At 72.3% G+C, this 23,945-nt stretch carries 20 protein-coding genes, 1 tRNA gene and 1 pseudogene; 10 read left to right on the forward strand and 12 right to left on the reverse strand.

The window, feature by feature from the left end; all coding sequences use genetic code 11:
- The 3 genes from ACIQI7_RS08535 to ACIQI7_RS08545 all read left to right on the forward strand — a co-directional run bounded on the left by ACIQI7_RS08535 (position 1) and on the right by ACIQI7_RS08545 (position 3,042).
- Positions 1-972 (forward strand): hypothetical protein, encoded by a 972-nt coding sequence (locus ACIQI7_RS08535; RefSeq protein WP_401106407.1) that lies wholly within the window; start codon positions 1-3, stop codon positions 970-972.
- A gap of 101 nt (positions 973-1,073) precedes the next feature.
- Positions 1,074-2,087, forward strand: a complete 1,014-nt coding sequence (locus ACIQI7_RS08540) for an NAD(P)/FAD-dependent oxidoreductase (protein WP_401106410.1) — start codon at positions 1,074-1,076, stop codon at positions 2,085-2,087.
- Positions 2,088-2,136: 49 nt separating this feature from the next.
- Positions 2,137-3,042 carry a class I SAM-dependent methyltransferase gene (locus ACIQI7_RS08545; RefSeq protein ID WP_401106412.1) on the forward strand — a complete coding sequence of 302 codons (906 nt, stop codon included), beginning with the start codon at positions 2,137-2,139 and terminating at the stop codon, positions 3,040-3,042.
- Between the two features lie 472 nt (positions 3,043-3,514).
- Here the strand turns inward: ACIQI7_RS08545 and ACIQI7_RS08550 are convergent.
- The 3 genes and pseudogenes from ACIQI7_RS08550 to ACIQI7_RS08560 all read right to left on the reverse strand — a co-directional run.
- Positions 3,515-3,930 (reverse strand): annotated as a pseudogene (locus ACIQI7_RS08550) (alpha/beta fold hydrolase); the annotation flags it as partial.
- 73 nt (positions 3,931-4,003) lie between these two features.
- The gene (locus ACIQI7_RS08555) at positions 4,004-4,315 is read right to left on the reverse strand and encodes an ArsR/SmtB family transcription factor (protein WP_387759012.1); all 312 of its coding nucleotides are present in this window, start codon (positions 4,313-4,315) and stop codon (positions 4,004-4,006) included.
- A 22-nt stretch (positions 4,316-4,337) separates the two neighbouring features.
- Complete coding sequence (locus tag ACIQI7_RS08560; RefSeq protein ID WP_401106415.1) at positions 4,338-5,219, reverse strand: TIGR03620 family F420-dependent LLM class oxidoreductase; 882 nt, start codon at positions 5,217-5,219, stop codon at positions 4,338-4,340.
- 197 nt (positions 5,220-5,416) lie between these two features.
- Here ACIQI7_RS08560 and cutA point away from each other — a divergent pair, with 197 nt between their 5' ends.
- Positions 5,417-5,764: a divalent-cation tolerance protein CutA gene (gene cutA, locus ACIQI7_RS08565; protein WP_401106418.1), complete on the forward strand. Its 348-nt coding sequence runs from the start codon at positions 5,417-5,419 to the stop codon at positions 5,762-5,764.
- Between the two features lie 121 nt (positions 5,765-5,885).
- On the opposite strand, the gene metG is transcribed toward cutA, so the two are convergent.
- The 3 genes from metG to ACIQI7_RS08580 all read right to left on the reverse strand — a co-directional run bounded on the left by metG (position 5,886) and on the right by ACIQI7_RS08580 (position 8,780).
- Positions 5,886-7,619, reverse strand: coding sequence for a methionine--tRNA ligase (metG, locus tag ACIQI7_RS08570; protein WP_401106420.1), 1,734 nt, complete (start codon positions 7,617-7,619; stop codon positions 5,886-5,888).
- Positions 7,620-7,734: 115 nt separating this feature from the next.
- Positions 7,735-7,935, reverse strand: a complete 201-nt coding sequence (locus tag ACIQI7_RS08575; RefSeq protein ID WP_387759019.1) for a DUF397 domain-containing protein — start codon at positions 7,933-7,935, stop codon at positions 7,735-7,737.
- Positions 7,932-8,780 carry a helix-turn-helix domain-containing protein gene (locus tag ACIQI7_RS08580; protein ID WP_401106423.1) on the reverse strand — a complete coding sequence of 283 codons (849 nt, stop codon included), beginning with the start codon at positions 8,778-8,780 and terminating at the stop codon, positions 7,932-7,934. The genes ACIQI7_RS08575 and ACIQI7_RS08580 overlap by 4 nt, the downstream gene beginning before the upstream one ends.
- Before the next feature lie 336 nt (positions 8,781-9,116).
- Here ACIQI7_RS08580 and ACIQI7_RS08585 point away from each other — a divergent pair, with 336 nt between their 5' ends.
- Positions 9,117-9,272, forward strand: coding sequence for a hypothetical protein (locus tag ACIQI7_RS08585; RefSeq protein WP_401106426.1), 156 nt, complete (start codon positions 9,117-9,119; stop codon positions 9,270-9,272).
- A gap of 46 nt (positions 9,273-9,318) precedes the next feature.
- On the opposite strand, the gene ACIQI7_RS08590 is transcribed toward ACIQI7_RS08585, so the two are convergent.
- Positions 9,319-9,921 carry a GNAT family N-acetyltransferase gene (locus ACIQI7_RS08590; protein ID WP_401106428.1) on the reverse strand — a complete coding sequence of 201 codons (603 nt, stop codon included), beginning with the start codon at positions 9,919-9,921 and terminating at the stop codon, positions 9,319-9,321.
- A gap of 153 nt (positions 9,922-10,074) precedes the next feature.
- Entirely contained in the window at positions 10,075-11,358 is a 1,284-nt protein-coding gene (locus ACIQI7_RS08595) for an adenylosuccinate synthase (protein WP_401106431.1), read from the reverse strand.
- A 126-nt stretch (positions 11,359-11,484) separates the two neighbouring features.
- Between ACIQI7_RS08595 and ACIQI7_RS08600 the strand changes: the two genes are divergently transcribed.
- From ACIQI7_RS08600 to purM, 3 genes are all read left to right on the forward strand, one after another.
- A complete protein-coding gene (locus ACIQI7_RS08600; RefSeq protein WP_401106434.1) occupies positions 11,485-12,330 on the forward strand; it encodes a diacylglycerol kinase in 846 nt (281 codons plus the stop codon).
- A gap of 361 nt (positions 12,331-12,691) precedes the next feature.
- The gene (gene purF, locus ACIQI7_RS08605) at positions 12,692-14,275 is read left to right on the forward strand and encodes an amidophosphoribosyltransferase (protein WP_401106437.1); all 1,584 of its coding nucleotides are present in this window, start codon (positions 12,692-12,694) and stop codon (positions 14,273-14,275) included.
- A gap of 79 nt (positions 14,276-14,354) precedes the next feature.
- On the forward strand, positions 14,355-15,488 hold the full coding sequence (purM, locus tag ACIQI7_RS08610; protein ID WP_387759030.1) for a phosphoribosylformylglycinamidine cyclo-ligase: 1,134 nt from the start codon (positions 14,355-14,357) through the stop codon (positions 15,486-15,488).
- A 204-nt stretch (positions 15,489-15,692) separates the two neighbouring features.
- On the opposite strand, the gene ACIQI7_RS08615 is transcribed toward purM, so the two are convergent.
- Together ACIQI7_RS08615 and ACIQI7_RS08620 are read right to left on the reverse strand one after the other, a co-directional pair.
- Positions 15,693-15,953, reverse strand: coding sequence for a DUF3073 domain-containing protein (locus ACIQI7_RS08615; RefSeq protein WP_387759032.1), 261 nt, complete (start codon positions 15,951-15,953; stop codon positions 15,693-15,695).
- 383 nt (positions 15,954-16,336) lie between these two features.
- Positions 16,337-17,494, reverse strand: coding sequence for a Glu/Leu/Phe/Val dehydrogenase dimerization domain-containing protein (locus ACIQI7_RS08620; protein WP_387759033.1), 1,158 nt, complete (start codon positions 17,492-17,494; stop codon positions 16,337-16,339).
- A 199-nt stretch (positions 17,495-17,693) separates the two neighbouring features.
- Between ACIQI7_RS08620 and ACIQI7_RS08625 the strand changes: the two genes are divergently transcribed.
- Together ACIQI7_RS08625 and bldC are read left to right on the forward strand one after the other, a co-directional pair.
- On the forward strand, positions 17,694-18,650 hold the full coding sequence (locus tag ACIQI7_RS08625; protein WP_401106440.1) for a hypothetical protein: 957 nt from the start codon (positions 17,694-17,696) through the stop codon (positions 18,648-18,650).
- Between the two features lie 487 nt (positions 18,651-19,137).
- Positions 19,138-19,344, forward strand: a complete 207-nt coding sequence (bldC, locus tag ACIQI7_RS08630) for a developmental transcriptional regulator BldC (RefSeq protein WP_014137253.1) — start codon at positions 19,138-19,140, stop codon at positions 19,342-19,344.
- 357 nt (positions 19,345-19,701) lie between these two features.
- On the opposite strand, the gene ACIQI7_RS08635 is transcribed toward bldC, so the two are convergent.
- Together ACIQI7_RS08635 and hrpA are read right to left on the reverse strand one after the other, a co-directional pair.
- Positions 19,702-19,775, reverse strand: a tRNA-Asp gene (locus ACIQI7_RS08635).
- A gap of 144 nt (positions 19,776-19,919) precedes the next feature.
- Positions 19,920-23,900: an ATP-dependent RNA helicase HrpA gene (gene hrpA / locus ACIQI7_RS08640; RefSeq protein WP_401106443.1), complete on the reverse strand. Its 3,981-nt coding sequence runs from the start codon at positions 23,898-23,900 to the stop codon at positions 19,920-19,922.
- Positions 23,901-23,945 lie beyond the last annotated feature (45 nt).

Genomic DNA, 23,945 nt, shown 5'->3' on the forward strand with positions numbered 1-23,945 from the left:
ATGAGGAAGAACGGGTGGGCGGTGACCGGCTGGGGCCTCGGGTTCGCCGGGTTCGGACTGGGGTGCGCCCTGAGCGGGACGGAGCTGTTCGGCGCGGACCGGGCGGGATGGGCGGTCGCCGGCGCGGGGGCGGTCGCGGCCGCGGCCGGTGCGGCGGTGGTGCGCCGGAGGCCGGTGCGCCCGCTGCTGTGGCTGCTGTGCGGGGCGGCCGCGGTGGGGGCCTGGGGCCTGCTGATGGACCTGGTCATGCTGCTGTTCGGCCAGCGGGTGGACAGCGTCCCCGACACGGTGGAGCGCGTTCTGGCGGCGGTGGGGGCGGTGCTGCTCGCGAGGACCGCCCTGGGCCTGCGGCCCGCTGCCCGCGGCGGCACCGGCGGCCCGGGCGGCCGGACGGAGCGGCCCGCACCGGTTCCCGCGGCGGCGCCGCCGCTCGTCCAACTCGCCGCCTGCGCCGGCAGCCTGGCGTTCGTCCCGTACGTGCTGATGAAGCTGGTCTGGGCGGTGGGCGGCAGCTTCGCCGGGATCAGCGGCGACCGGATGTACGCGAGCTACGTGCACAACGGCTCCTCCGGGCTCTGGCTGGCCCTGGAGCGCTGGGGGCTCGACGGCACCATGCTGCTGGCGCTGCTCGGGGTGTTCCTGCTCTGGGGGCTGGTCCGCCCGTGGGGGCAGGTCTTCCCGCGCTGGACCGCGCCGCTGCGCGGCCGCCGGGTGCCGCGCTGGCTGCCGCTGACCCCGGCCCTGCTGGGCGCGGCCACGCTGGCGCCGTACGGGGTGGTCGGGATCGGCTACCTGACGCTGTGCACCGTCGGGGTGACGCGGATCCGGCTGGGCGAGTTCGCCAGTGAGCAGAGCGCGTTGGAGATCGCCTGGGTCGGGATGTGCGGGTTCGCCGGGTACGGGGTCGCGCTGGTGGTGGCCGCCTGGTCGTACTGGCGGCGGACGGGGGCGCGGACCGCGGGGGCCCGCTGAGGCCGGGACGGACGTCCGCCGGGTCGGCTGTTTGCTGAGGCGGCAACAAAGCTTGCCGATCCGGTGAGGCCGGCCGCAGCCTGGCGGTGGAGGTGAGCGCCATGGGCGAGACGACCGGAACTGCCGGGACAACTGGAACGACCGGGACGGCCGGGACGAGGCGGAGCGAGCGCTACGACGCGGTGGTGGTCGGCGCCGGAGCGGCGGGACTGAACGCCGCACTGGTGCTGGGCCGGGCCCGGCGCCGGGTCGCGGTGGTGGACGCCGGTGAGCCGCGCAACGCGCCCGCCGCCCACCTGCACGGCTACCTGAGCCGGGACGGGATGCCCCCGGCCGCGCTGCTGGCGGTCGGGCGGGAGGAGGTCGCCCGGTACGGGGTGGACCTGGTCGACGCCCGGGTAGAGCACATCGAGTCGGACGGCTCCGACCGGCCCGGCTTCGTGGTCCACCTGGCCGGCGGTCCGGTGCTGCACGCGCGCCGGGTGGTCGTCGCCACCGGTCTGCGGGACGGTCTGCCGGAGCTGCCGGGCCTGACCGAGCGGTGGGGCCGCGACGTGCTGCACTGCCCGTACTGCCACGGCTGGGAGGTCCGCGACCGCCCGCTCGGGGTGCTCGGCACCGGCCCGGGAGCGGTCGGCCAGGCGCTGCTGCTGCGGCAGTGGTCGGCGGACGTGGTGCTGCTCGCGCACACCGTGGTGCCGACCGACGCCGAGCGGGAACGGCTCGCCGCCCGGGGCGTCCGGGTGGTCGAGGGCCGGATCGTCCGCCTGGTGTCCGACGGCGGGCGGCTGCGCGGCGTCGAACTCGCGGACGGACAGGTGGTTCCGCGCGAGGCGGTGTTCGTCTTCCCGCGGCCGGTCCCCCGGGACGCGCTGCTCTTCGGCCTCGACTGCGCCCGGGACGACGACGGCTGGGTCACCACCGACCGGACCGGCCGCACCAGCCTGCCCGGCGTCTGGGCGGTCGGCAACGTCGCCGACCCGCGCGCCCAGGTGGTCACCGCCGCCGGGGCGGGCGCGGCGGCCGCCTTCGCGCTCGACCACGACCTCGCGGCGGAGGAGCTCGACCGGGCGGTCGAGCGGTACCGCGCGTCCGGCACCGCCCTGCCCGTCTGAGGCCGGCCCAGCGGGGAAGCTTTCGTCAATCCACGATCGGAGAATCCGGATGTCAGCGCACCAGCACCAGCACCACGCCCACGGGCATTCCCACGGCCACGGCCACTCCCACGGGCACGTCCCCGCCGCCGACTTCGACTGGGACGCGCTCGCCGCGCACCTGGAGGTGGAGGCCGACCTGCGGGCCGGCGCCGTCACCGAGGCCGGGCGGTGGCTGCTCGGCCTGCGCGGTGACGGCGCGGTCCGGCGGGTCCTCGACGTCGGCAGCGGACCCGGGGTGATCGCCGGGCTGCTGGCGGAGGTCTTCCCGGCGGCCGAGGTGGTGGCCGTCGACCAGTCGACCGCGCTGCTGGAGCGGGCCCGGACCCGCTCCGGCGGCCGGCTCGGCACCCAACAGGCCGACCTGCCCGCCGAGTTCGACAAGCTCGGCGAGGCCGACCTGATCTGGTCCGGCAACGCCGTCCACCACCTGGGCGACCAGCAGGCCGCGCTCACCTCGCTCGCCGGGGCGCTGCGGCCCGGCGGTCTGCTGGCCGTCGCCGAGAGCGGTCTGCCGGCGCGCTACCTGCCGCGCGACTTCGGCCTGGGCCGGCCCGGCTTCCAGGCCCGGATGGACGCCGCCCAGGAGGACGGCTTCAGCACCATGCGGGCCGAACTGCCCGGCAGCACCGCGGAGATCGAGGACTGGCCGGCCATGCTCGGGCGGGCCGGGCTGACCCCGACCGGCACCCGTACCTTCCTGGTCGACCACCCCGCCCCGCTCGCCGCCCCCGTCCGCGGCTACCTGCACGCCCAGCTGACCCGGCGGCGCGACCAGCTCGCCGAGCAGCTCGACGCCGAGGACCGGGCCACCCTGGACGCCCTGCTCGCCGAGGACGCCCCCACCGGCATCCTGCGCCGCCCGGACGCCTTCTACCTCTCCGCGATGACCGTCCACACGGCCCGCCGGGACTGACCGCCCGCCGGGCCCCCAGCGGCCGCGGGTCGGGGTCGTACTCCCCCGCCGGCAGGAGGACAGGGGAGGCGAGTTCGGCGACGGCCGCGCGGACCTCGGCGGGCCGGAAGCCGCCGCCGTGGTACGCCGCAGTGGCCTCCGGGTGGCTCTGGGCGGCGCAGTCGGCCTCGTGGGCGCGGGCGGTGGCGTCCCGGCGGCCGTGGAAGAGCGGCGCCACGGCATCGGGGTCGGCGGTGCCGCCGGCGAAGGTGGCGCGGACGGCGGCTAGGGCGTGTCTGACAATTCCCGCCGGGTTCGCGACGCCGGGGCACGCACCTCGCCGCGTTGTCGTCGGTCGCCAATGCTCCGCAGTGGCTCCCTCCTCCGCCTTGCGATGCACGCACCCCAACGCCGCGCCCTGATCCGACGCGAATTGTCAGACACGCCCTAGGGCGGCCGGGTGCCGTTCCGCACCGCCGAGGCCGTGGGCCTCGGCCGCTTCGCGGTAGTCGTCCTCGGTGGCCGTACTGCCGAAGATCCGGAGACTGGGCGTGACCAGCACCAGTCGCCCGGTGTGCCCGGGGTGCCGCAGCGCGTACAGGACGGCGAGCGAGCAGCCGGCGGAGTGGGCGAGGACGTCCACCCGGTCGAGCCCGAGGTGGGCCCGGAAGGCCTCGACGTCCGCGACCTGACGGCCGACCGGTAGCCCGCCGGGTCGGCCGGGCGCTCCGAGCGGCCGGTGCCGCGCAGGTCGAGGACGTGCAGGGCGCGGTGCGCGGAGAGCCCGCCGAGGTCGCCGAGGTACGCGGAGTCGCGCATCGGGCCGCCGGCCAGGACGAGCAGCGGCTCGCCCCCGCCGAGCACGCGGTAGCCGAGCCGGGCGCCGTCGGGGCTGGTGAAGGCCGTCATCGGGTGATCGTGGCAACCGCCGGCCGGCCGGGGCAACGGGAAATCGGCCGGAGCCCGAGTCCCGCTCCGGTCGTCAGAGCGCCTGCCCGAGGGCACCGAGCAGGGCGGCCACGGCCGACTCGTCGCGGCGGTAGTAGGTCCACCTGCCGATCCGGGTGGCGCGGACCAGGCCGGCGCGCTGCAGTTCGGCGAGGTACGCGGAGACGGTGGACTGGGCGAGGCCCGCCTTGGCCTGGAGGTGGCTGACGCAGACGCCGACCTCGTGCGGGTCGGCGATCGCGCCGTCGAGCGGGAAGTGGTGCTCGGGGTCGCGCAGCCAGGTCAGCAGTTGCAGACGCGTCGGGTTCGCGATCGCCCGCAGGGCGGTGACCAGGTCGGCATCCATGCCGGAAGCGTACCGGCGGTGGTCAGACCAGCGCCTCGGCCAGCCGGCGCCAGTGCGGGAGGGCGGAGCCGCCGGGCGGAGTGCCGATGACCTGCACGGCGACGTGGTCCGCGCCGGCCGCCAGCTGGCCGCGCAGCTTGGCGGCGACGGTGTCGAGGTCTCCCCAGTACACCAGGTCGTCCACCAGCCGGTCGCTGCCGCCGTCGGTGAAGTCCTCGTCGGTGTAGCCGAGGCGGCGGAACTTGGCGGCGTTGTACGGGGTGGCGAGGTACGGCGCCAGGTGTTCGCGGGCGAGGGCGCGGGCCCGCCCCGGGTCGGCGTCGAGCAGCACGGGGTGCTCGACCGCGAGCAGCGCGTCCGGGCCGAGGATCTCCCGGGCCTGCGCGGTGTGCGCGGTGGTCACGTGGTACGTGTGGGCACCGAGCGAGCGGTCGCGGGCGAGTTCGAGCATCTTCGGGCCGTACCCGGCGAGCACCCGGCGGACCGGGGTGGCCGGGGCCGGGTTGTCCGGGGCCGCGGCGAGGGCGTCGAGCTCGTCCAGGTAGCCGGCCATCGCGGCGAGCGGCTTGACGCCGGGGCGCGGGACGCCGCCGTAGCCGAGGCCGAGCAGGTGGCGGCCGGGGTGGGCGTCGGCCAGCAGCAGCGCGGCGCCGTGGGTGCGGCGGGCCTCGCGGGACCAGATCTGGGCGATGCCGTTGGCGACCCGGATCCGCCGGGTGGCGGCGAGCAGCAGCCCGGCGTGGGTGAAGGCCTCGCGCCCGACGGCCTCGGGGACCCAGATCGCGGGCCAGCCGAGGTCCTCCAACTCCTGGGCGTGGTCCCGGATCCGAGCGGCACCCAGCCCCTCGAAGTCGAAGGTGTAGATCCCGAACCGGCCCAGCCCCAGGCTGTCGATCGCGTTCACACGGCTCCCCTTCCGTCCACTGCCCGGCCACAACGCATCGAACTATCGCAGATTTACGATGCGACCCGCAATGACCGGCGCCGCATGGGAGTTCGCCGGACGGGACGCGCCGACCGGCCCGGGATCCGCCGAACGGAATCCGCCGGCCGGAATCCGCCGGCCGGGACGCGCCGACCGGCCCGGGATACCGTCGGGGCATGACAGCGAGCGAGCAGCGCTTCGTCGTGGTGACCACGACCCACGAGAGCGAGGAGCAGGCCCGGGCCCTGGCGTCCGCCGTGGTGCGGGAGCGGCTGGCGGCCTGCGCCCAGGTGTACCCCGTACGGTCGGTGTACTGGTGGGACGGCGAGGTGCAGGACGCCGGGGAGTGGCGGATCGACCTCAAGACCAGGGCCGAACTCGTGGACCGGCTGGGCGCGTTCGTGGACGGGCGGCACTCCTACGAGACGCCCGAGCTGATCGCCGTGCCCGTGGTGGGCGGCAGTCCGGGCTACCTCGACTGGGTGGCCGGGGAGACGGCGGGCCCGGCGGGGGAGGCCGAGTAGCGCGGGCAGGACGGCGACGGGGCCCGGAGACCGCTCCGGGCCCGCGCGTCACGCCGTTCGGTGGGACGGCCGGTCAGGCCGCCACCCGTTCCCGCCGCCGGTCGGACAGGTCACCGGCCGGTCAGGCCGCCGAGCCCCCGAAGCGCGCCGTCCAGGCCGCCAGGTCCTCGTCCGTGATCTTGGCGAACAGCACCGGCGGCACCGTGAACGCCGTCCCGGCCGGCACCAGGTCCAGCGCCCGCGCCTCCGCCGGGGAGATCCAGTCGCGGGTGGCGGCCGGCGAGTCCTCGGGCAGGGCGAAGGCCCCGCGCACGGCTGCCGCCGCGGCCGGGATGAACGGCTCGGAGACCACCGCGTACAGGTGGATCAGGTTCATCGCGGTGCGCAGGGTCAGCGCCGCCGCCTCCGGGTCGGCCTTCACCTGCAGCCAGGGCGCCTTCTCGTCCAGGTACGCGTTGCCCGCGCTCCACAGCGCGCGCAGGGCCTGCGCCGCCTTGCGGAAGTTGAGCGCCTCCAACTGGGCCTCGTACTCGGCGAGCAGGCCGGCGACCTGCTCGCCGAGGCGCTGCTCGGCCTCACCCGCCGCGTGACCGCCCGGGACGTCACCGCCGAAGCGCTTGCGGCTGAAGGAGAGCACCCGGTTGACGAAGTTGCCGAAGGTGTCGGCGAGGTCCTTGTTGACCACCGAGGCGAACAGGTCCCAGGTGAAGCTGGAGTCGTCCGACTCGGGCGCGTGCGCCATCAGGAAGTAGCGCCAGTAGTCGGCGGGCAGCAGCTCCAGCGCGACGTCGGTGAAGACGCCGCGCTTCTGGCTGGTGGAGAACTTCCCGCCGTAGTACGTCAGCCAGTTGAAGGCCTTGACGTAGTCGACCTTCTTCCATGGGCGGCGTGAACCGAGCAGGGTGGCCGGGAACATCACGGTGTGGAACGGGACGTTGTCCTTGGCCATGAACTCGGTGTAGCGGACGCTCTCGTCGGCCTCGTACCACCAGGACCTCCAGTCCCGCAGCTGCCCGGCCGGGGCCGCGTCCGCCCACTCCTTGGTGGCGCCGATGTACTCGATCGGGGCGTCGAACCAGACGTAGAACACCTTGCCCTCGGCGGCCAGTCCGGGCCACACGTCGGCCGGCACCGGGACGCCCCACTCCAGGTCGCGGGTGATCGAGCGGTCCTGGAGCCCCTCGGTCAGCCACTTGCGGGCGATCGAGGACGCCAGCACCGGCCAGTCGTCGGCGTGGGTGGCGATCCAGTCCTCGACCTCCTCGGTGAGCTTCGACTGGAGCAGGAACAGGTGCCGGGTCTCCCGGACCTCCAGGTCGGAACTGCCGCTGATGGCCGAGCGGGGCTCCAGCAGGTCGGTCGGGTCGAGCACCCGGGTGCAGTTCTCGCACTGGTCGCCGCGGGCCTTGTCGTAGCCGCAGTGCGGGCAGGTGCCGACGATGTAGCGGTCCGGCAGGAAGCGGCCGTCGGCGTTGGAGTACACCTGGCGGATCGCGCGCTCCTCGATGAAGCCGTTGCGCTGGAGCTCGCGGGCGATCTCCTGGGTGATCTCCCGGTTCTGCGGCGAGGAGCTGCGGCCGAAGTGGTCGAAGGAGAGCCCGAAGCCCTCGTACACCGCCCGCTGCGCCCCGTGCGCCCGGGCGCAGAACTCCGAGACCGGCAACCCGGCTTCCTGGGCGGCCAGTTCGGCGGGCGTGCCGTGCTCGTCGGTGGCGCAGACGAACAGCACCTCGTGTCCCCGTCGGCGCAGGTAGCGGGCGTAGACGTCCGCCGGGAGCATGGACCCGACCATGTTGCCCAGGTGCTTGATCCCGTTGATGTACGGAAGGGCGCTGGTGATCAGGTGCCGAGCCATCCTCGGATGCTCCGATTTCTCCCGCACGCGCACCCCACCCGGAGTGCCGTGCCAGGCGCAGGGGTCCACTGTGGGCTGTAAGCCTAGACCCCGGCGGCCGCGGCGGACCGCAGGCTCACGGCCGGGTGAAGTCGCCGTAGCGGTCGAACTCCCCGGACTTCACCCCGCGGACGAAGGCGGCCCACTTGCGCGGCGTGGTCCGCACGACGACCTCGGGCCGGTCCGACTCGCGGATCTCCACCAGCCCGCCGGTGGATCTGACCTCGACGCAGTCGGTGCTCTCTCCGCTCGCCGACGCCTTGCGCCAGGTGCTCATGCGAAGTCTTTCAGCAAGGCCCGGATGAAGTCCCGGGACTCGTCCGGCCCGAGCGCGATCGCCGCGGTCTCCTCCTTGATCCGTCGGTAGGAGGCCAATTCGGCCTGGGTGTGCACGAATTTCGGCCCGTGGGAGAGATCGATCTGGACGGTGTCGAGCTCCGGGACCGGCCCGCGGGCGAGGTACAGGCTCTCTCCGGAGCCGGTGTAGGTGGGCACGCTGAACGGGATCACCCGGATCTCCACCCCGGGCCGTTCGGAATTCTCCAGCAGGCTCCGCCACTGGTCGCGCAGCACTTCCGGACCGCCGAACTGCATGCGCAGCGCGGACTCGTGCAGGAATGCGCTGTACGGCTTGGGGTGGTCGACGAGGATCTGCTGGCGCCGGATCCGGAACGCCTTCCGGACGTCCGCCTCCTGCCGGTACTGCGGGGGCAGCCGCTCGAACACCGCGGCGGCGTACTCCGGGGTCTGCAGCAGACCGGGGATGAAGGTGCTGTTCAGGATGGAGAGGGAGGCCGCGTGGTGCTCCATCTCCGCGATGTCGATGATCGCGTTCGGCAGCCGGCCGCGGTAGGCGTCCCACCAGTACTTGCGCCGGTCCTGCGTCATCGTCAGCAGCGCGTCCAGGTAGGGCCCGTCCTCGCAGCCGCAGGTGCGCGCCCAGATCCGGAGCCGCTCGGCGCTGATGCCCGACTTCCCGTTCTCCATCTGGGAGATCTTGGGCAGGTCGGTGCCGATGGTGGCGGCCAGGCTCTTGGGCGTGACGCCCACGCGTTCGCGGATCCTGCGCAACTCGATTCCGAGGCGCTGCTGGCGCACGGTCGGCGACAAGCGGGGTGGCATGACTCTCTTCTCCGGGTCGCGGCTGGCGTCGATGCTTCCGGTGAAGTGTGCCGCGCACACCGGGCCCTAGCTACCGAATCGGGGGATACCCCACGATGGAGTGAACGTCCCCCCGCTCGGTAGCAACTCTGGCACCCTAACCCTATGGTCGTCCGTGTCACTCACTGACTTGTTGTCGCCTAAACAGTCAGCAAGCAGTCGTCTATCAGCCGTAATGACACACCAGACGCATGGTCGCGGCACCCGAAATCACTGACCGGAGACAGCCATGCCCCTTTTCCCGCCACTCGGCCTCCCCCACCGGCCCCACCCTCACCAGTGCTTTTCCGCTTCCCGGTGAACGCACTTCTCGTCGCCGGCCTGTCGGCGCTCCTGCTCGCCGTCCTGTTCGTCGGCTGGCTGGTCTGGCTGGTGAACATCCAGGCCTGTGAACCGCGCCCGGCGAAGCGCGAGTTCGCGGCCCGCCGGTCCGCCCCCGGCGAGCGGCAGTAGCCGTCGCGCCCCGTCGCGCCCCGTCGCGCCCCGCCGGTCCGGCGGCTCAGCCCCGCGAAAGCCGTTCCGTCAGACGGGACTTGGCCGTCGGCCACTCGTCGGCGAGCATCGAGAAGTAGACGCTGTCCCGCCAACTGCCGTCGGGGCGCAGCCGGTGGCGGCGCAGCGTCCCCTCGTAGCGGGCGCCGAGGCGCAGGACCGCCGCGCGGGAGCGCTCGTTGCGGGCGTCGGTCTTCCAGAAGACACGGCCCATGCCGAGGTCCTCGAAGGCGTGGGAGAGCAGCAGCAGCTTGGCCTCGGTGTTGACCGCGGTGCGCCAGACCGAGCGGGCGTACCAGGTGCCGCCGATCTCCACGGACTCGTCCCGCTCGCTGTAGTCGTGGTAGCCGGTGACGCCGACGGCCCGGCCGCCGGCGAGGTCGACGGCGGCGAAGTTCACCGACTCGCCCGCGGCCGCCTCCGCGACGCGCTCGTCGAGGATCGCGCCGAACTCCTCCTCCGAGGCCGGCGGCAGGGACATGGTCCAGCGCCAGACCTCGGGGTCGGAGCCGACGGCGGTCCAGAGGTCGGCGAGGTGGCGGCGCTCCAGCGGCTCCAGGCGGATGTGGCGGCCGGTGAGGACGACGGGTGTGGGCAGCTTCGCGGTCATGGTCCGAACGTAGCGGCGCGCTGCACTAGATGCAATAGGTTTCTGCACTAGTACAAAAGTGGGACGCCGGGCAGGGCGAAGGCCCCGCGGGACGGATCCCACGGGGCCTTCGAAGCGATCGGCCGGCGATCGGCCGACGCCGCCGGATCGGGCTCAGATGAACGAGTTGATCTCGATCGTCTCGTCGCGGCCCGGGCCGACGCCGATGGCCGAGATCGGAGCGCCGGACATCTCCTCCAGCGCCTTCACGTACGCCTGGGCGTTCTTCGGCAGCTCGGCGAAGGTCTTCGCCTTGCTGATGTCCTCGGTCCAGCCCGGCAGGGTCTCGTAGATCGGCTTGGCGTGGTGGAAGTCCGACTGGTTGTAGGGGAGTTCCTCGACGCGCTTGCCGTCGATCTCGTACGCGACGCAGACCGGGATCTGCTCCCAGCCGGTCAGCACGTCCAGCTTGGTGAGGAAGAAGTCGGTCAGGCCGTTCACCCGGGTCGCGTAGCGCGCGATGACGGCGTCGAACCAGCCGCAGCGGCGGTCACGGCCGGTGGTGACACCGCGCTCGCCGCCGATCCGGCGCAGCGCCTCGCCGTCCTCGTCGAACAGCTCGGTCGGGAACGGGCCGGAGCCGACGCGGGTGGTGTAGGCCTTGAGGATGCCGATGACCCGGTCGATCTTGGTCGGGCCGATGCCGGCGCCGGTGCAGGCGCCGCCCGCGGTCGGGTTCGACGAGGTCACGAAGGGGTACGTGCCGTGGTCGACGTCGAGCAGGGTGCCCTGGCCGCCCTCCAGCAGGACGACCTTGTCCGCCTTCAGCGCCTCGTCCAGGACGAGGGTGGTGTCGGCGAGGAAGGGCTTGATCTTCTCCGCGTAGCCCAGGTACTCCTCGACCACCAGGTCGGCCGGGATGGTGCGGCGGTTGTACAGCTTGACCAGGACCTGGTTCTTGTCGTGCAGCGCCGCCTCGACCTTCTGGCGGAGGATCGACTCGTCGAACAGGTCCTGGACCCGGATGCCGACGCGGTTGATCTTGTCCGCGTAGGTCGGGCCGATGCCGCGGCCGGTGGTGCCGATCCGGCGCTTGCCGAGGAAGCGCTCGGTGACCTTGTCCAGGGTGCGGTGGTACGGCGTGATCAGGTGGGCGTTGCCCGAGACCAGCAGCTTGGAGGTGTCGATGCCGCGCTCGTTCAGGCCGGCCAGCTCGGAGAGCAGCACGGCCGGGTCGATCACGACGCCGTTGCCGATCACCGGCGTCACGTTCGGGCTGAGGATTCCGGAAGGGAGCAGGTGCAGGGCGTACTTCTGGTCGCCGATGACCACCGTGTGACCGGCGTTGTTTCCGCCCTGGTAGCGGACCACGTAGTCGACGGAACCGCCGAGGAGGTCGGTGGCCTTCCCCTTGCCCTCGTCTCCCCACTGAGCGCCAACGAGCACGAGTGCCGGCACAGGCGTACACCCCTTCCGGTTGGGGCATCCTGCGTAGGCCGCAGTCTGCCCCGAGATAGACGAAGCCCCTGGCGCAATGGCGCAAGGGGCTCTTGCACCGAGAGATTACCTGAGGAAGGACCGGTCGTGTCGTCCCTGTCCACGCCTGCTACCGGCGGCCCGGAGCCGCTCCTGCTGCTCCTCGACCCGGTGGCCCGGCAGACCGACGGCGAGTCGGTGCGGATCGCGAAGGACGTGCTCTGCGGGGGCGCGGACGTCAAGGTGGTCTTTCCGGAGAGCCCTTCTGAGCTCGACCGGGTGCTTTCGCACCGGGGCCGGCGGCGACCGGTGGTGATCGGTTCCGACCTCGCGCTGCAGCGGGTGCTCCAGGCCCTGCATCGCCAGCGTGAGCTGGGCACCGAACCGGTGGGGATGGTTCCGGTCGGCCGCTCCGGGGAGCTCGCGGCGGCCCGCGCGCTCGGCGTGCCGGGCGAGCCGGTCCGGGCCGCGCGGGCGGTGCTGTCGGGCGCGCCGCGACGGCTGGACCTGCTGGTGGACGACGGCGGCGGGGTGGCCCTGGGCGGGGTGCGGATCACCGGCGGGGCCACCCGTCGCCCGGTGGGCCGTCCGGGTGGCTGGCGTTCGCTATGGGCGAAACTGGCTGCGGCCGAGCAGGCGAACGCACTCACCCCGGACGGCGTGGACCACGGCTCCCGGGTCCGGGTCGAGGCCGACGGCCGGCTGCTCGCGGACGTCCACCGGCCGGTCCGGCTGGTGCAGGTGACGCTCCCGTCCGGCGCCTCGGACGGCACGGGCGAGATGGACGTGGTGGTCGCCGCCTCCGGCGCCCTGGTGCGGGCCCGGGCGGCGAGCGTCTCGGTGGTCGGGCGCGGCTTCGGCTACGAGGCGGACGGCCACCCGGTCGGCCCGGTCCGGGCCCGGACCTGGACGGTGCACCGAGGGGCCTGGGGCCTGCTGCTGCCGGCCGCCTGACCGGAGGGCGGCCGACGGCCCGCCCCGGCTGCGCCCGGCGGCCCGGCCTCCGGGTGCGACCGGCTGCCCGAGCTCGTGCGACCGGCGGCCCGGCCGACCGGGGAGCGGCCGGCGGGTGGCCGGGGGAGGAACCCCGGGTGAGCAGGCTCACGTTCGCCCGCGCCGGGACACCGGCCGCTCCGCACCCGGAACTCCCCAACAGGCGCGAACCACAAGGCCAACCGCCACCCGCCGGAATTACCCCCACCCGAAATCCCGGGCCGGTAAGGGGTTTTGTCTACGCGCGTTAACTCCCGGCCGCCGGACAAACCCGCAGTCCCGGGGTCCGGAAGCCGGAGCCGACTGCCCTAGACTCGAAGACGTGCCACGTGGTGACGGAAGACTCAACCACGATCTTCTTCCCGGCGAGAAAGGCCCCCAGGACGCGTGTGGCGTCTTCGGTGTCTGGGCTCCCGGCGAGGAGGTCGCCAAGCTCACGTTCTTCGGCCTTTACGCCCTGCAGCACCGCGGTCAGGAATCCGCGGGCATCGCAGTGAGCAACGGCTCCCAGATTCTCGTCTTCAAGGACATGGGGCTCGTCTCCCAGGTCTTCGACGAGGCCTCGCTGGGGTCGTTGCACGGGCATATCGCCGTCGGACACGCCCGCTACTCGACCACCGGTTCCTCGGTCTGGGAGAACGCCCAGCCGACCTTCCGGGCGACCGTTCACGGTTCGCTGGCCCTCGGGCACAACGGAAACCTGGTGAACACCGCCGAACTGGCGGCCATGGTCGCCGAACTGCCCGGCGAGGAGCACGTCTCGCGCTCCGGCCGGACCGCCGCGACCAACGACACCGACCTGGTGACGGCCCTGCTCGCCGGCCACCCGGACCTCTCCATCGAGGAGACGGCCAAGGTCGTGCTGCCCGAGGTCAAGGGCGCCTTCTCGCTCGTCTTCATGGACGAGCACACCCTCTACGCCGCCCGCGACCCGCAGGGCATCCGCCCGCTGGTGCTCGGCCGGCTGGAGCGCGGCTGGGTGGTCGCCTCCGAGACGGCGGCGCTGGACATCTGCGGCGCCTCCTTCATCCGCGAGGTCGAGCCCGGCGAGCTCATCGCCATCGACGAGAACGGCATGCGCAGCTCCCGGTTCGCCGAGGCCAAGCCCAAGGGCTGCGTGTTCGAGTACGTCTACCTGGCCCGCCCCGACACCTCCATCGCCGGCCGCAACGTGCACCTCTCCCGCGTGGAGATGGGCCGCCGGCTGGCGAAGGAGGCCCCCGTCGAGGCCGACCTGGTGATAGCGACGCCCGAGTCCGGCACCCCCGCCGCGATCGGCTACGCCGAGGCCAGCGGCATCCCGTACGGCTCCGGCCTGGTGAAGAACGCCTACGTGGGCCGCACCTTCATCCAGCCCAGCCAGACCATCCGCCAGCTCGGCATCCGGCTCAAGCTGAACCCGCTGCGCGAGGTCATCCAGGGCAAGCGCCTGGTGGTCGTGGACGACTCGATCGTCCGCGGCAACACCCAGCGCGCGCTGGTCAAGATGCTGCGCGAGGCCGGGGCGGCCGAGGTCCACATCCGGATCTCCTCCCCGCCGGTGAAGTGGCCCTGCTTCTTCGGCATCGACTTCGCCACCCGCGCGGAGCTGATCGCCAACGGCATGACCATCGAGGAGATCGGCCGCACCCTCGGCGCGGACTCGCTCTCCTACATCTCGATCGACGGCATGATCGAGGCCACCAAGCAGCCCAAGGACCGGCTCTGCCGGGCCTGCTTCGACGGCGAGTACCCGATGGAGCTGCCCGACCCGGCGCTGCTCGGCAAGCTCCTGCTGGAGGCCGAGATCAAGGGCGGCCAGCAGCCTCCGGCCGTCCGCGGCAAGCCGACCAGCGGCAGCGACCTGGACGGCGTCCAGTCGCTGCTCGGCGGGGCGGGCGCGGCCGACGCGCTGCGCCGGCCGTGAGCGTCCGCACGGTGGGGTCCCGAAAACCGGGGCCCCACCGCTGTTCCAACCCCCACCTGACCCGAGAGGGCCGCACGCAGTGACCAGCTCCCACCCGTCGCCCACCACCACCCACAACGGTGACGCTGCGCGTCGCCCCTCCGACGGCGCCACCTACGCCGCCGCCGGTGTCGACATCGAGGCCGGCGACCGCGCCGTCGAGCTCATGAAGCAGTGGGTGAAGAAGGCCAACCGCCCCGAGGTGGTCGGCGGTCTCGGCGGTTTCGCCGGCCTCTTCGACGCGTCCGCCTTCAAGAACTACGAGCGGCCGCTGCTGGCCTCGGCCACCGACGGCGTGGGGACCAAGGTGGCCATCGCCGCCGCCATGGACAAGCACGACACCATCGGCCACGACCTGGTCGGCATGGTCGTCGACGACCTGGTGGTGTGCGGCGCCGAGCCGCTGTTCATGACCGACTACATCTGCGTCGGCAAGGTCGTCCCGGAGCGGGTCGCCGCGATCGTCAAGGGCATCGCCGAGGGCTGTGCGCTGGCCGGCTGCGCCCTGGTCGGCGGCGAGACCGCCGAGCACCCGGGCCTGCTGGGCCCGGACGAGTACGACGTCGCGGGCGCCGGCACCGGCGTGGTCGAGGCCGACGCGCTGCTCGGCGCGGACCGGGTCCGGGCCGGCGACGTGGTGATCGCGATGGCCGCCTCCGGCCTGCACTCCAACGGCTACTCGCTGGTCCGCCACGTGCTGCTGAACGAGGCCGGCTGGAAGCTGGACCGCAAGGTCGAGGAGTTCGGCCGCACCCTCGGCGAGGAGCTGCTGGAGCCGACCCGGATCTACTCGCTGGACTGCCTGGCGCTCGCCCGCGCCACCGAGGTGCACGCCTTCTCGCACGTCACCGGCGGCGGCCTGGCGGCCAACCTGGCCCGGGTCGTCCCGGACGGCCTGCACGCCCGCCTGGACCGGGGCACCTGGACCCCGCTGCCGGTCTTCCGGACCGTCGCCGAGGTCGGCAACGTGGCCACCCTGGAGATCGAGAAGACGCTGAACATGGGCGTCGGCATGGTCGCGGTCGTCCCGCCGCACTCGGTGGACGTCGTGCTGTCGATCCTGGAGGACCGCGGCGTGGAGTCCTGGCTGCTCGGCGACATCGTCGAGCGCACCGACGAGCACGAGGGCGGCGCGGCCCTCTACAACGCCTACGAGGGCTTCCGGGCGAGCTGACCCGGCCCTGACGACGGAAGGGCCCCTCCGGAGTTCCGGAGGGGCCCTTCCGCACGCGGGGAGGCCTTCGGCGGGACGGTTGGAGGCCGTCGGCGGCCGGGGGAGAGCGGCGCCGTACGGACCGGACCGCGGCCGCCCTACGAGGGGACGCCGAAGACCGGCCCGGCGCCCTGGGCGCCCGGACCGGTCGGCGGGACTGCTGTGCTACGAGCGGCGGCGGGAGGCCTGCGACGTCCCGGTGCCCGGCTCGTTGTCGTCCTCGTCGTCGAGGTCGGCGTACCGGGCTGCGTACTCCGCGTACGGGTCGTCGTCGTCCTCCTCCTCGATCGGCTCGGGGTCGATCGAAGCGGTGGACGGCGATACGCCCAGCTCGTTGGACAGACGGTTAGCGTCGAACCCGCCGCTGTTGTACTTCAGCTCGCGGGCGACCTTCGTCTGCTTGGCCTTGGCCCGGCCGCGCCCCATGGGTCGACCCCCTCAACGATGGGGCTCACGGCCCCGAGTCTGACACGTGTTCATGATCAGGAGCGGCCTGCCCGAATGGGAGGACCGTCCCTTGGAGCATTAACGGTACCTGTTTCCGCCGCTGGACGGTACGTCGTCAGTGTGACGTGGCGCGCACCGACTGCACCCGAGACCAGGTCTTCCCAGGTCAGGGGAGGTTTTGCGGCGGTTTGCACGCTGTCCGGAGGTGGTTCGGGTCCGTCGTTCCAGGACTGATTATCCCCCCAAGGGGGGCCTGGGATCACCCGATCGGGCGCAGAAGTGAGAATCCGGTTCCACATCGTGATGCGCGAGGGGCCGCGGTGACGGCCCCCCGCGCAGCACGGGGTCGGGTACCGGTCCGGTCAGGAGCGGCGGGCGCCGGGCAGCAGCACCGTGCGCAGGGCGCTGATCTCGCGCATCCGCTTCTCGGCCAGGCGGTCCGCGGCGACCGCCGGCGGGACGCCGTCGGCGGTCGCCCGGGTGAAGATCTCCAGGGTGGTGTCGAAGATCTTCGTGGCCTTGTTCTTGGCCCGCTCGAAGTTGAAGCCCTCGATCTCGTCGGCGACCTGGATGACACCGCCGGAGTTCACCAGGTAGTCCGGCGCGTAGAGGATGCCGCGGTCGGCCAGGTCCTTCTCGACGCCGGCGTGGGCCAGCTGGTTGTTGGCCGCGCCGCAGACGATCGAGGTGCCGGACTCGCCCAGCGCGGCGACCACGGAGTCGGTCAGCGCGCCGCCGAGGGCGCAGGGGGCGTAGACGTCCAGCTTGGCCTGGAGCAGGGCGGTGGTGTCGGCCACCACCTCCACCTCGGGGTGGGCCGCGCGGACGCGGTTGACCGCGGCCTCGAAGGGGTCGGTGACGACGACGGTGGCGCCGTCCGCGACCAGGTGGCCGACCAGGTAGTGGCCGACCTTGCCGACGCCGGCGACGCCGACCCGCTTGCCGCGCAGGGTCGGCTGGCCCCAGCGGGCCTGGGCGGTGGCGCGCATGCCCTGGAAGACGCCGAAGGCGGTCAGGATGGACGAGTCGCCGGCGCCGCCGTGCTCGGGCGAGCGGCCGGTCACGAACTCGGTCTCGCGGGCGATGACGTCCATGTCCTGGACGTAGGTGCCCACGTCGCAGGCGGTGATGTAGCGGCCGCGCAGGGACTCGACGAAGCGGCCGTAGGCCCGGAGCATCGCCTCGTTCTTGTCCTTGTTCGGGTCGCCGATGATGACGGCCTTGCCGCCGCCGAGGTCCAGTCCGGCCAGCGCGTTCTTGTAGGACATTCCGCGGGACAGGTTGAGCGCGTCCTCCAGCGCCGCCTCCTCGGAGGCGTACGGGAAGAAGCGGGTGCCGCCGAGGGCCGGGCCCAGGGCGGTCGAGTGGATGGCGATGATCGCCTTCAGACCCGAGCTGCGGTCGTGGCAGAGGACGACCTGCTCGTGACCGTCGCCGGGGGCGCCGTCCTGTTCGGTACGGAAGATCCTGCTGAGCACGCCGGGTGCGGGGTGCGTGGCGGGGGTCTGTACGTCGGTCACTGTGGTGACTCCAGTAATGAAGGCCCGCTGCTGTGGTGCGGGCGCCTAAGGCGAAGCGTAGCCGCGTGCGCGCCGCCGATCGGCCCTCTTGTTCCGACCTGGGGCCGGTCGTCCGCGGAGTGAGACGGAACCGGGCGCGGGGTACGGGCGCGAACCGTTCGTGGGCGCGCTCTCCCGGGGCCGCGCGACCCGTGCGACCATGCAGGACGTGACCGCCGTACGTACTTCCGTACAACCGCCCTACGCCGCCCACCTGCGGGTCTACGAGCCGCTGGCCGCCTATCCGGAGCCCGAGCGGGCGCACTGGCAGGCCTACGCGGCGGAGCACGGGCCGGACGCCGCGGAGCCGGCCCGGGCGGTGGCGGCGGCGGTGCTGGAGGAGCAGCGGGAGGCGCTCGCCGGGCTGGCCGCCCGCACCCCCCGGGCGCTGCCCGAGCGGGAGAGCGGGCGGGCGTACCTGCGGGTGGTGGACGGCGTACTGTACGTCTGCCCGTGGGCGACCAGGCTGCGCAGCTGGCAGGCGCTGGAGGAGCTGCGGGCCGGGCTGCCGGTGGCGCTGCTGGACTCCGCGCTGCCGCCGGTGACCCGGGCGGCCGCCGAGGCGGACCGGGAGCGCTGGCGGGCCGAGCACCCGGACGCCCGGCCGTGGATCCTGACCAGCCGGTGGGAGGTGCCGGTGCGCTGGTTCCTGCCGTTCGGGGACGAGGACCGGTGCTTCGTGCCGGGCGCCGGAGGGCCGCCGGACGGGCCCGCCGAGGGGCTCGCGGACGGGCGTGGGGGAGCGGGGACGGGGGAGGACCAGCGGGGCCGGCCGGCGGCGCTGTTCTACCTGGTGCCGATGGCGCAGGCGCGCCGACGGGTGGCGCGGGCCTTCCGGGCGCTGCGCGAGGCGGTGCCGGACGGGGAGCTGGTGCGGGGTGCGGAGCGGGTCGGGCGCTGGCTGGAGGAGTTCCATCCGCGCTCGCTGGTGGAACTGGACTACGGGGGCCTGGTGCATCTGCTGGGCCCGGAGCGGCTGTTGGCGGACCGTTCGGCGGGGGAGCTGGAGGAGGGGTTGCGCGCGCTGGGGGCGGGGGACACCGCCGAGGCGCTGCGGGTGTACGGGGAGCTGACGCTGCGGTGGCGCCGGGTGCTGGCGCTGCGGCACGCGAACTGACGTCCGACCGCGCGTGTATGACTGTAAGAGTCCTAAGGACCGCGGGCGCGATGACCAAGGTCCTGGTTCGGGTCAATAGCTGTCGAACGTGACACTACTCACCGTTGACGCGAACTTACCCCTATGTGCAAAAATGGGACAACCAGCCCAACTTCACGTGAGCGTGCCCACTTTTGGGTGGTTCTGGAGTCGATGCGTGCTTTGCGGGGAAACGGAGGGTCTGGTCCCCTCGTAACCGGATGTCATGGCTTTGTGACTGTCCGTTATGGGGTGGTCCATCGCCATCCGTCGGCCTTGAACCCGTGAGGGGTCAATTTTGGCGGTTTGGTCGATAGGGCTGGACGGATGGTGTAGTTGTAGACACCAGGACAAGCCGTTCGTCCTATAACCGACTCGGCCCGTCTATGCCATTTCGGGCATCGCGGGCCAAGGTGCAGAATTTGAAGGATAGAACCGCCCTGGTTCGGTTCTCCCGAGGAGGCCGCTCATGACCGCTCGTACCCCTGATGCTGAGCCGCTGCTGACGCCGGCAGAGGTTGCCACCATGTTCCGCGTGGACCCGAAGACGGTCACCCGCTGGGCCAAGGCGGGCAAGCTGACGTCGATCCGCACGCTCGGAGGTCACCGCCGTTACCGTGAGGCGGAGGTGCGCGCTCTGCTGGCCGGGATTCCCGCCCAGCGCACTGAGGCCTGATAGGCCAAAGGCTCTTTAAAGGGGCCGCTTACCGGACTCCGCCGGGTCCGGTAAGCGGCCCCTTTGTCGTGCCCGCCGGAGGGCGTTCCGGGTCGGCCGAGTGGTCGGAATGTTGAACTCCGGATAACGATTTGATGCGCGTGGGGTGGGGGGGATTTACAGTGAATAGCTGTACAATTTTACATATTAAATTAGCGGGGTTCCGGAGAGGGTTTCACGGCGCCGGTTCCGGAGGGGGGTGCGTGACGACTGTCACACGATCTGTCACTTGTGGTCTAGACCTAGTCGGGGTAAGGGGTCGGACGGACAAAAGCGAGAGGCCCGGAACCTGACGGTTCCGGGCCTCTCGCACTGCGGCGATCCCGACGGGACTTGAACCCGCGACCTCCACCTTGACAGGGTGGCGAGCTAACCAACTGCTCCACGGGACCAGAGTTTCCTGATCTCGTTCACTCGCTTGCCGCGCTGCGAACAAGACAGACTGTAGCCCATGGTGGGCCTCCAGGTCGAACTGACTCCTGAAGGCCCACCCGCAGCTCACGGCGCCGCCCGGGGCGGCCACGGCCGCACCCGGGTCAGAGCGTCGCCCGCGCCGCCTCCATCGCCTTCACGATCCGCTTCTCCGAGACCGGGCTCGGCGTGCCCAGCGACTGGGCGAAGAAGCTGACCCGCAGCTCCTCGATCATCCAGCGGATCGCCCGCACCTCCGCGGACGGCTGCCGCCCGGCCGGCACCGCCGCCAGCAGCTCCCCGTACGCCTGCTGCACCTGCTGCACCTTCAGCAGCTGCTGGGCGTCCCGCTGAGGGTGGTTGGGCAGCGCCTCCAGGCGGCGGTCCACCGCCAGCAGGTAGCGCTTGAGGTCCGGCAGCCGCTGCCAGCCGGTGGCGGTCACGAAGCCCGGGTGCACCAGCGAGGCCAGGTGCAGCCGGACGTCGTTCACCGCGTTCAGCAGCACCGGGCTGCTCACCGACTTCAGCCGGGTCGACGCCTTGTGGAAGGCGATCAGCGCGGTGGCCGTCTTCAGCGTGGTGTCCGCGGACAGGTCGTACAGGTCCGCGCGCACCTTGTCGTGCAGCTTGCCGAAGGCGGCCTCGTCCCAGGCCGGGCCGCCGTTCAGGGCCATCAGCCGGTCCGTCGCGGCCGCCACGACGTCCTCGAACAGGGCGCCGATCGAGCCGTGCGGGCTGTGCGAGAGCGCGAGCTTCGCCTGGTTGCCCAGCCGGCCCTGGATCGATTTGGCCGGGGACGTGGTGGTCAGCATCAGCAGCCGCCGGGTGCCCTCCCACATCGCCTGGGCCTGCGCCTCCGGGGTGTCGAACAGCCGGACGCCGACCGACTGGCCCTCGTCCACCAGTGCCGGGTAGGCGCGCATCGAGTGGCCGCGCGAGCGCTGCTCGAAGGTGCGCTGGAGCACCGGCAGCGAGGCCGGCCAGGCGGTCAGCCCGCTCTGCTCGATGCCCTGGCCGGAGGCGGCCGAGGAGAGCGTCTCCTTGAGCTTGGGCTTGAGCTTCAGCCGCAGCTCCTCCAGGTCCTTTGACTCGGCGAGCCGGCGCCGCCCGTCCACCACCCGGAAGGTCACCTTGAGGTGCTCCGGGACCCGCTCGTCGTCCCAGGCCTCCGGGGGCACGGTGATCGCCGTCAGGCGCTTCAGGGCGTGCTCCAGGGCCGGGAGGAGGGGCTCCTGGCGGTCCTTCACCGCGCGCAGCGCCGCCTTGGCGAAGTCCGGCGCCGGGACGAAGTTGCGCCGGATCGCCTTCGGCAGCGACTTGATGTACGCGGTGACCAGCTCCTCCCGCAGACCGGGGATCTGCCAGTCGAAGCCCTCCGAGGTGACCTGGTTGAGCACCGGCAGCGGGATGTGCACGGTCACGCCGTCCGCGTCGCTGCCCGGCTCGAACTGGTAGGTCAGCTTGAAACGGAGCTTGCCCTGCTGCCAGTGGTCCGGGTAGTCGGCCTCGGTGACGCCGTCCGCGGCGTCGTTGATCAGCATCGACTTCTCGAAGTTCAGCAGGTCCGGCTGGTCGTGCCGGGCCTTCTTCCACCAGGAGTCGAAGTGCCGGGTGGACACCACGTCGTCGGGGAGCCGGGCGTCGTAGAACTCGAACAGGGTCTGGTCGTCCACCAGGATGTCCCGGCGGCGGGCCCGGTTCTCCAGCTCCTCGACCTCGCCGAGCAGCCTGCGGTTCTCCGCGAAGAACCGGTGGTGGGTCTCCCAGTCGCCCTCGACCAGCGCGTTGCGGATGAACAGCTCGCGGCAGAGCTCCGGGTCGATCCGCCCGTAGTTGACCTTGCGCTGGGCGACGACCGGCATCCCGTAGAGGGTCACCTTCTCGTACGCCATGACGGCGCCGGCCTTCTTCTCCCAGTGCGGCTCGCTGTAGCTGCGCTTGATCAGGTGGCCGGCCAGCGGCTCGACCCACTCCGGCTCGATCCTGGCGTTGATCCGGGCCCACAGCCGGGAGGTCTCCACCAGCTCGGCGGACATCACCCAGCGCGGCGGCTTCTTGAAGAGGCCGGAGCCCGGGAAGACCGCGAAGCGGGCGCCGCGCGCGCCGCCGTACTCGCGCTTCTCCACGTCGAACAGGCCGATGTGGGAGAGCAGGCCGGCCAGCAGGGACTGGTGGATCCGGTCCGCGTCCGGCTCGGCGTCCGGGTGGGGCTCCTCGATCGTCACGCCCAACTGCTTGGCCACGGTGCGCAGCTGGGTGTAGATGTCCTGCCACTCCCGTATCCGCAGGTAGTTGAGGAACTCCGCCTTGCACATCCGGCGGAAGGCCGAGGAGGAGAGCTCCTTCTGCTGCTCGCGGACGTAGCGCCACATCGCCAGGTAGGAGAGGAAGTCGGAGGTCTCCGAGTTGAACCGGCGGTGCCGGTCGTCGGCTGCCTGGCGCTTCTCGGCCGGGCGCTCGCGCGGGTCCTGGATGGAGAGCGCGGCGGCGATCACCATGACGTCGCGGACGCAGCCGTTGCGGTCCGCCTCCAGCACCATGCGGGCCATCCGCGGGTCCACCGGGAGCTGGGCGAGCTTGCGGCCCAGCTGGGTGAGGCGCTTGCGCGGGTCCTTCTCGTCCGGGTCGAGCGCGCCCAGCTCGTGCAGCAGGTGGACGCCGTCCTTGATGTTGCGGGAGTCCGGCGGGTCCAGGAACGGGAAGGCGGCGATGTCGCCGAGGCCGGCCGCGGTCATCTGGAGGATCACCGAGGCCAGGTTGGTGCGCAGGATCTCGGCGTCGGTGAACTCGGGGCGGGAGAGGAAGTCCTCCTCCGAGTAGAGCCGGATGCAGATGCCGTCCGAGGTGCGGCCGCAGCGGCCCTTGCGCTGGTTGGCGCTGGCCTGGCTGATCGCCTCGATCGGCAGCCGCTGCACCTTGGTGCGGTGGCTGTAGCGGGAGATCCGGGCGGTGCCCGGATCGATCACGTACTTGATGCCGGGGACGGTCAGCGAGGTCTCGGCGACGTTGGTGGCCAGCACGATCCGGCGGCTGCGGGAGCGCTGGAAGACCCTGTGCTGCTCGGCCGAGCTGAGCCGGGCGTACAGCGGCAGGATCTCGGTGTTCTTCAACTTCAGCCGGCCGAGGGCGTCCGCGGTGTCGCGGATCTCGCGCTCGCCGGAGAGGAAGACCAGGATGTCGCCCGGGCCCTCGGCCTGGAGCTCCTCGGCGGCGTCGCAGATCGCCTGGACCTGGTCCCGGTCGCGGTCGACGTCGTCCGCCTCGTCGGCGCCGTCCTCGACGATCGGCCGGTACCGGACCTCCACGGGGTAGGTGCGGCCGGAGACCTCGACGATCGGGGCGTCGCCGAAGTGCCGGGCGAAGCGCTCCGGGTCGATGGTCGCGGAGGTGATCACGACCTTGAGGTCCGGGCGGCGGGGGAGCAGCTGTTTGACGTAGCCGAGGATGAAGTCGATGTTGAGGCTGCGCTCGTGCGCCTCGTCGATGATCAGGGTGTCGTACTGGTGCAGGTCGCGGTCGGTCTGGATCTCCGCGAGCAGGATGCCGTCCGTCATCAGCTTGACCAGGGTGTCCTGGCCGACCTGGTCGGTGAACCGGACCTTCCAGCCGACCGCCTCGCCGAGCGGGCTGTCCAGCTCCTCGGCGACCCGCTCCGCCACCGTGCGGGCGGCGATCCGGCGCGGCTGGGTGTGGCCGACCAGGCCGCGCACGCCGCGGCCGAGCTCCAGGCAGATCTTGGGGATCTGGGTGGTCTTGCCGGAGCCGGTCTCACCCGCGACGATCACCACCTGGTGGTCCCGGATCGCCTCCAGGATCTCGTCCTTCTTCTGGCTGACCGGCAGCTCGGCGGGATAGGTGATCGGCGGGACCGCGCCGCGGCGCCGCTCGACCAGCAGCTCGGCGCGGTCGATGTCGGCGGCGATCTCGGCGGCGATCTTCTGCCGGGCCTCCGGCTTGCGGACCCGGCGGGCCCCCTCCAGCCGGCGGCCGATCCGCACCTGGTCGCGCAGGGTCAGCTCGGGCAGACGGGCGGCCAGCTCCCCGATCCCGGGCCCCTCGGCGGGTACGGTGGCGGACTGGACTGCGGGAGAACTCACTGCGGGCATCCCTCTAGGTTCGCAAGGAGGCACGGCGGAGCGCACCTCGGTTTT

Source organism: Kitasatospora sp. NPDC092039 (genome assembly GCF_044756065.1).
Lineage (GTDB): Bacteria > Actinomycetota > Actinomycetes > Streptomycetales > Streptomycetaceae > Kitasatospora.

Bases quoted from the DNA above. Each gene is read 5' to 3' on its own strand.
- ACIQI7_RS08575 (WP_387759019.1), bottom strand. From the start codon at position 7,935: ATGAGCACCTGGCGCAAGGCGTCGGCGAGCGGAGAGAGCACCGACTGC.
- ACIQI7_RS08555 (WP_387759012.1), bottom strand. From the start codon at position 4,315: ATGGATGCCGACCTGGTCACCGCCCTGCGGGCGATCGCGAACCCGACG.
- cutA (WP_401106418.1), top strand. From the start codon at position 5,417: ATGACAGCGAGCGAGCAGCGCTTCGTCGTGGTGACCACGACCCACGAG.
- ACIQI7_RS08545 (WP_401106412.1), top strand. From the start codon at position 2,137: ATGTCAGCGCACCAGCACCAGCACCACGCCCACGGGCATTCCCACGGC.
- ACIQI7_RS08540 (WP_401106410.1), top strand. From the start codon at position 1,074: ATGGGCGAGACGACCGGAACTGCCGGGACAACTGGAACGACCGGGACG.
- metG (WP_401106420.1), bottom strand. From the start codon at position 7,619: ATGGCTCGGCACCTGATCACCAGCGCCCTTCCGTACATCAACGGGATC.
- hrpA (WP_401106443.1), bottom strand. From the start codon at position 23,900: ATGCCCGCAGTGAGTTCTCCCGCAGTCCAGTCCGCCACCGTACCCGCC.
- ACIQI7_RS08535 (WP_401106407.1), top strand. From the start codon at position 1: ATGAGGAAGAACGGGTGGGCGGTGACCGGCTGGGGCCTCGGGTTCGCC.
- ACIQI7_RS08580 (WP_401106423.1), bottom strand. From the start codon at position 8,780: ATGCCACCCCGCTTGTCGCCGACCGTGCGCCAGCAGCGCCTCGGAATC.
- ACIQI7_RS08590 (WP_401106428.1), bottom strand. From the start codon at position 9,921: ATGACCGCGAAGCTGCCCACACCCGTCGTCCTCACCGGCCGCCACATC.
- ACIQI7_RS08615 (WP_387759032.1), bottom strand. From the start codon at position 15,953: ATGGGGCGCGGCCGGGCCAAGGCCAAGCAGACGAAGGTCGCCCGCGAG.
- ACIQI7_RS08625 (WP_401106440.1), top strand. From the start codon at position 17,694: ATGCAGGACGTGACCGCCGTACGTACTTCCGTACAACCGCCCTACGCC.
- bldC (WP_014137253.1), top strand. From the start codon at position 19,138: ATGACCGCTCGTACCCCTGATGCTGAGCCGCTGCTGACGCCGGCAGAG.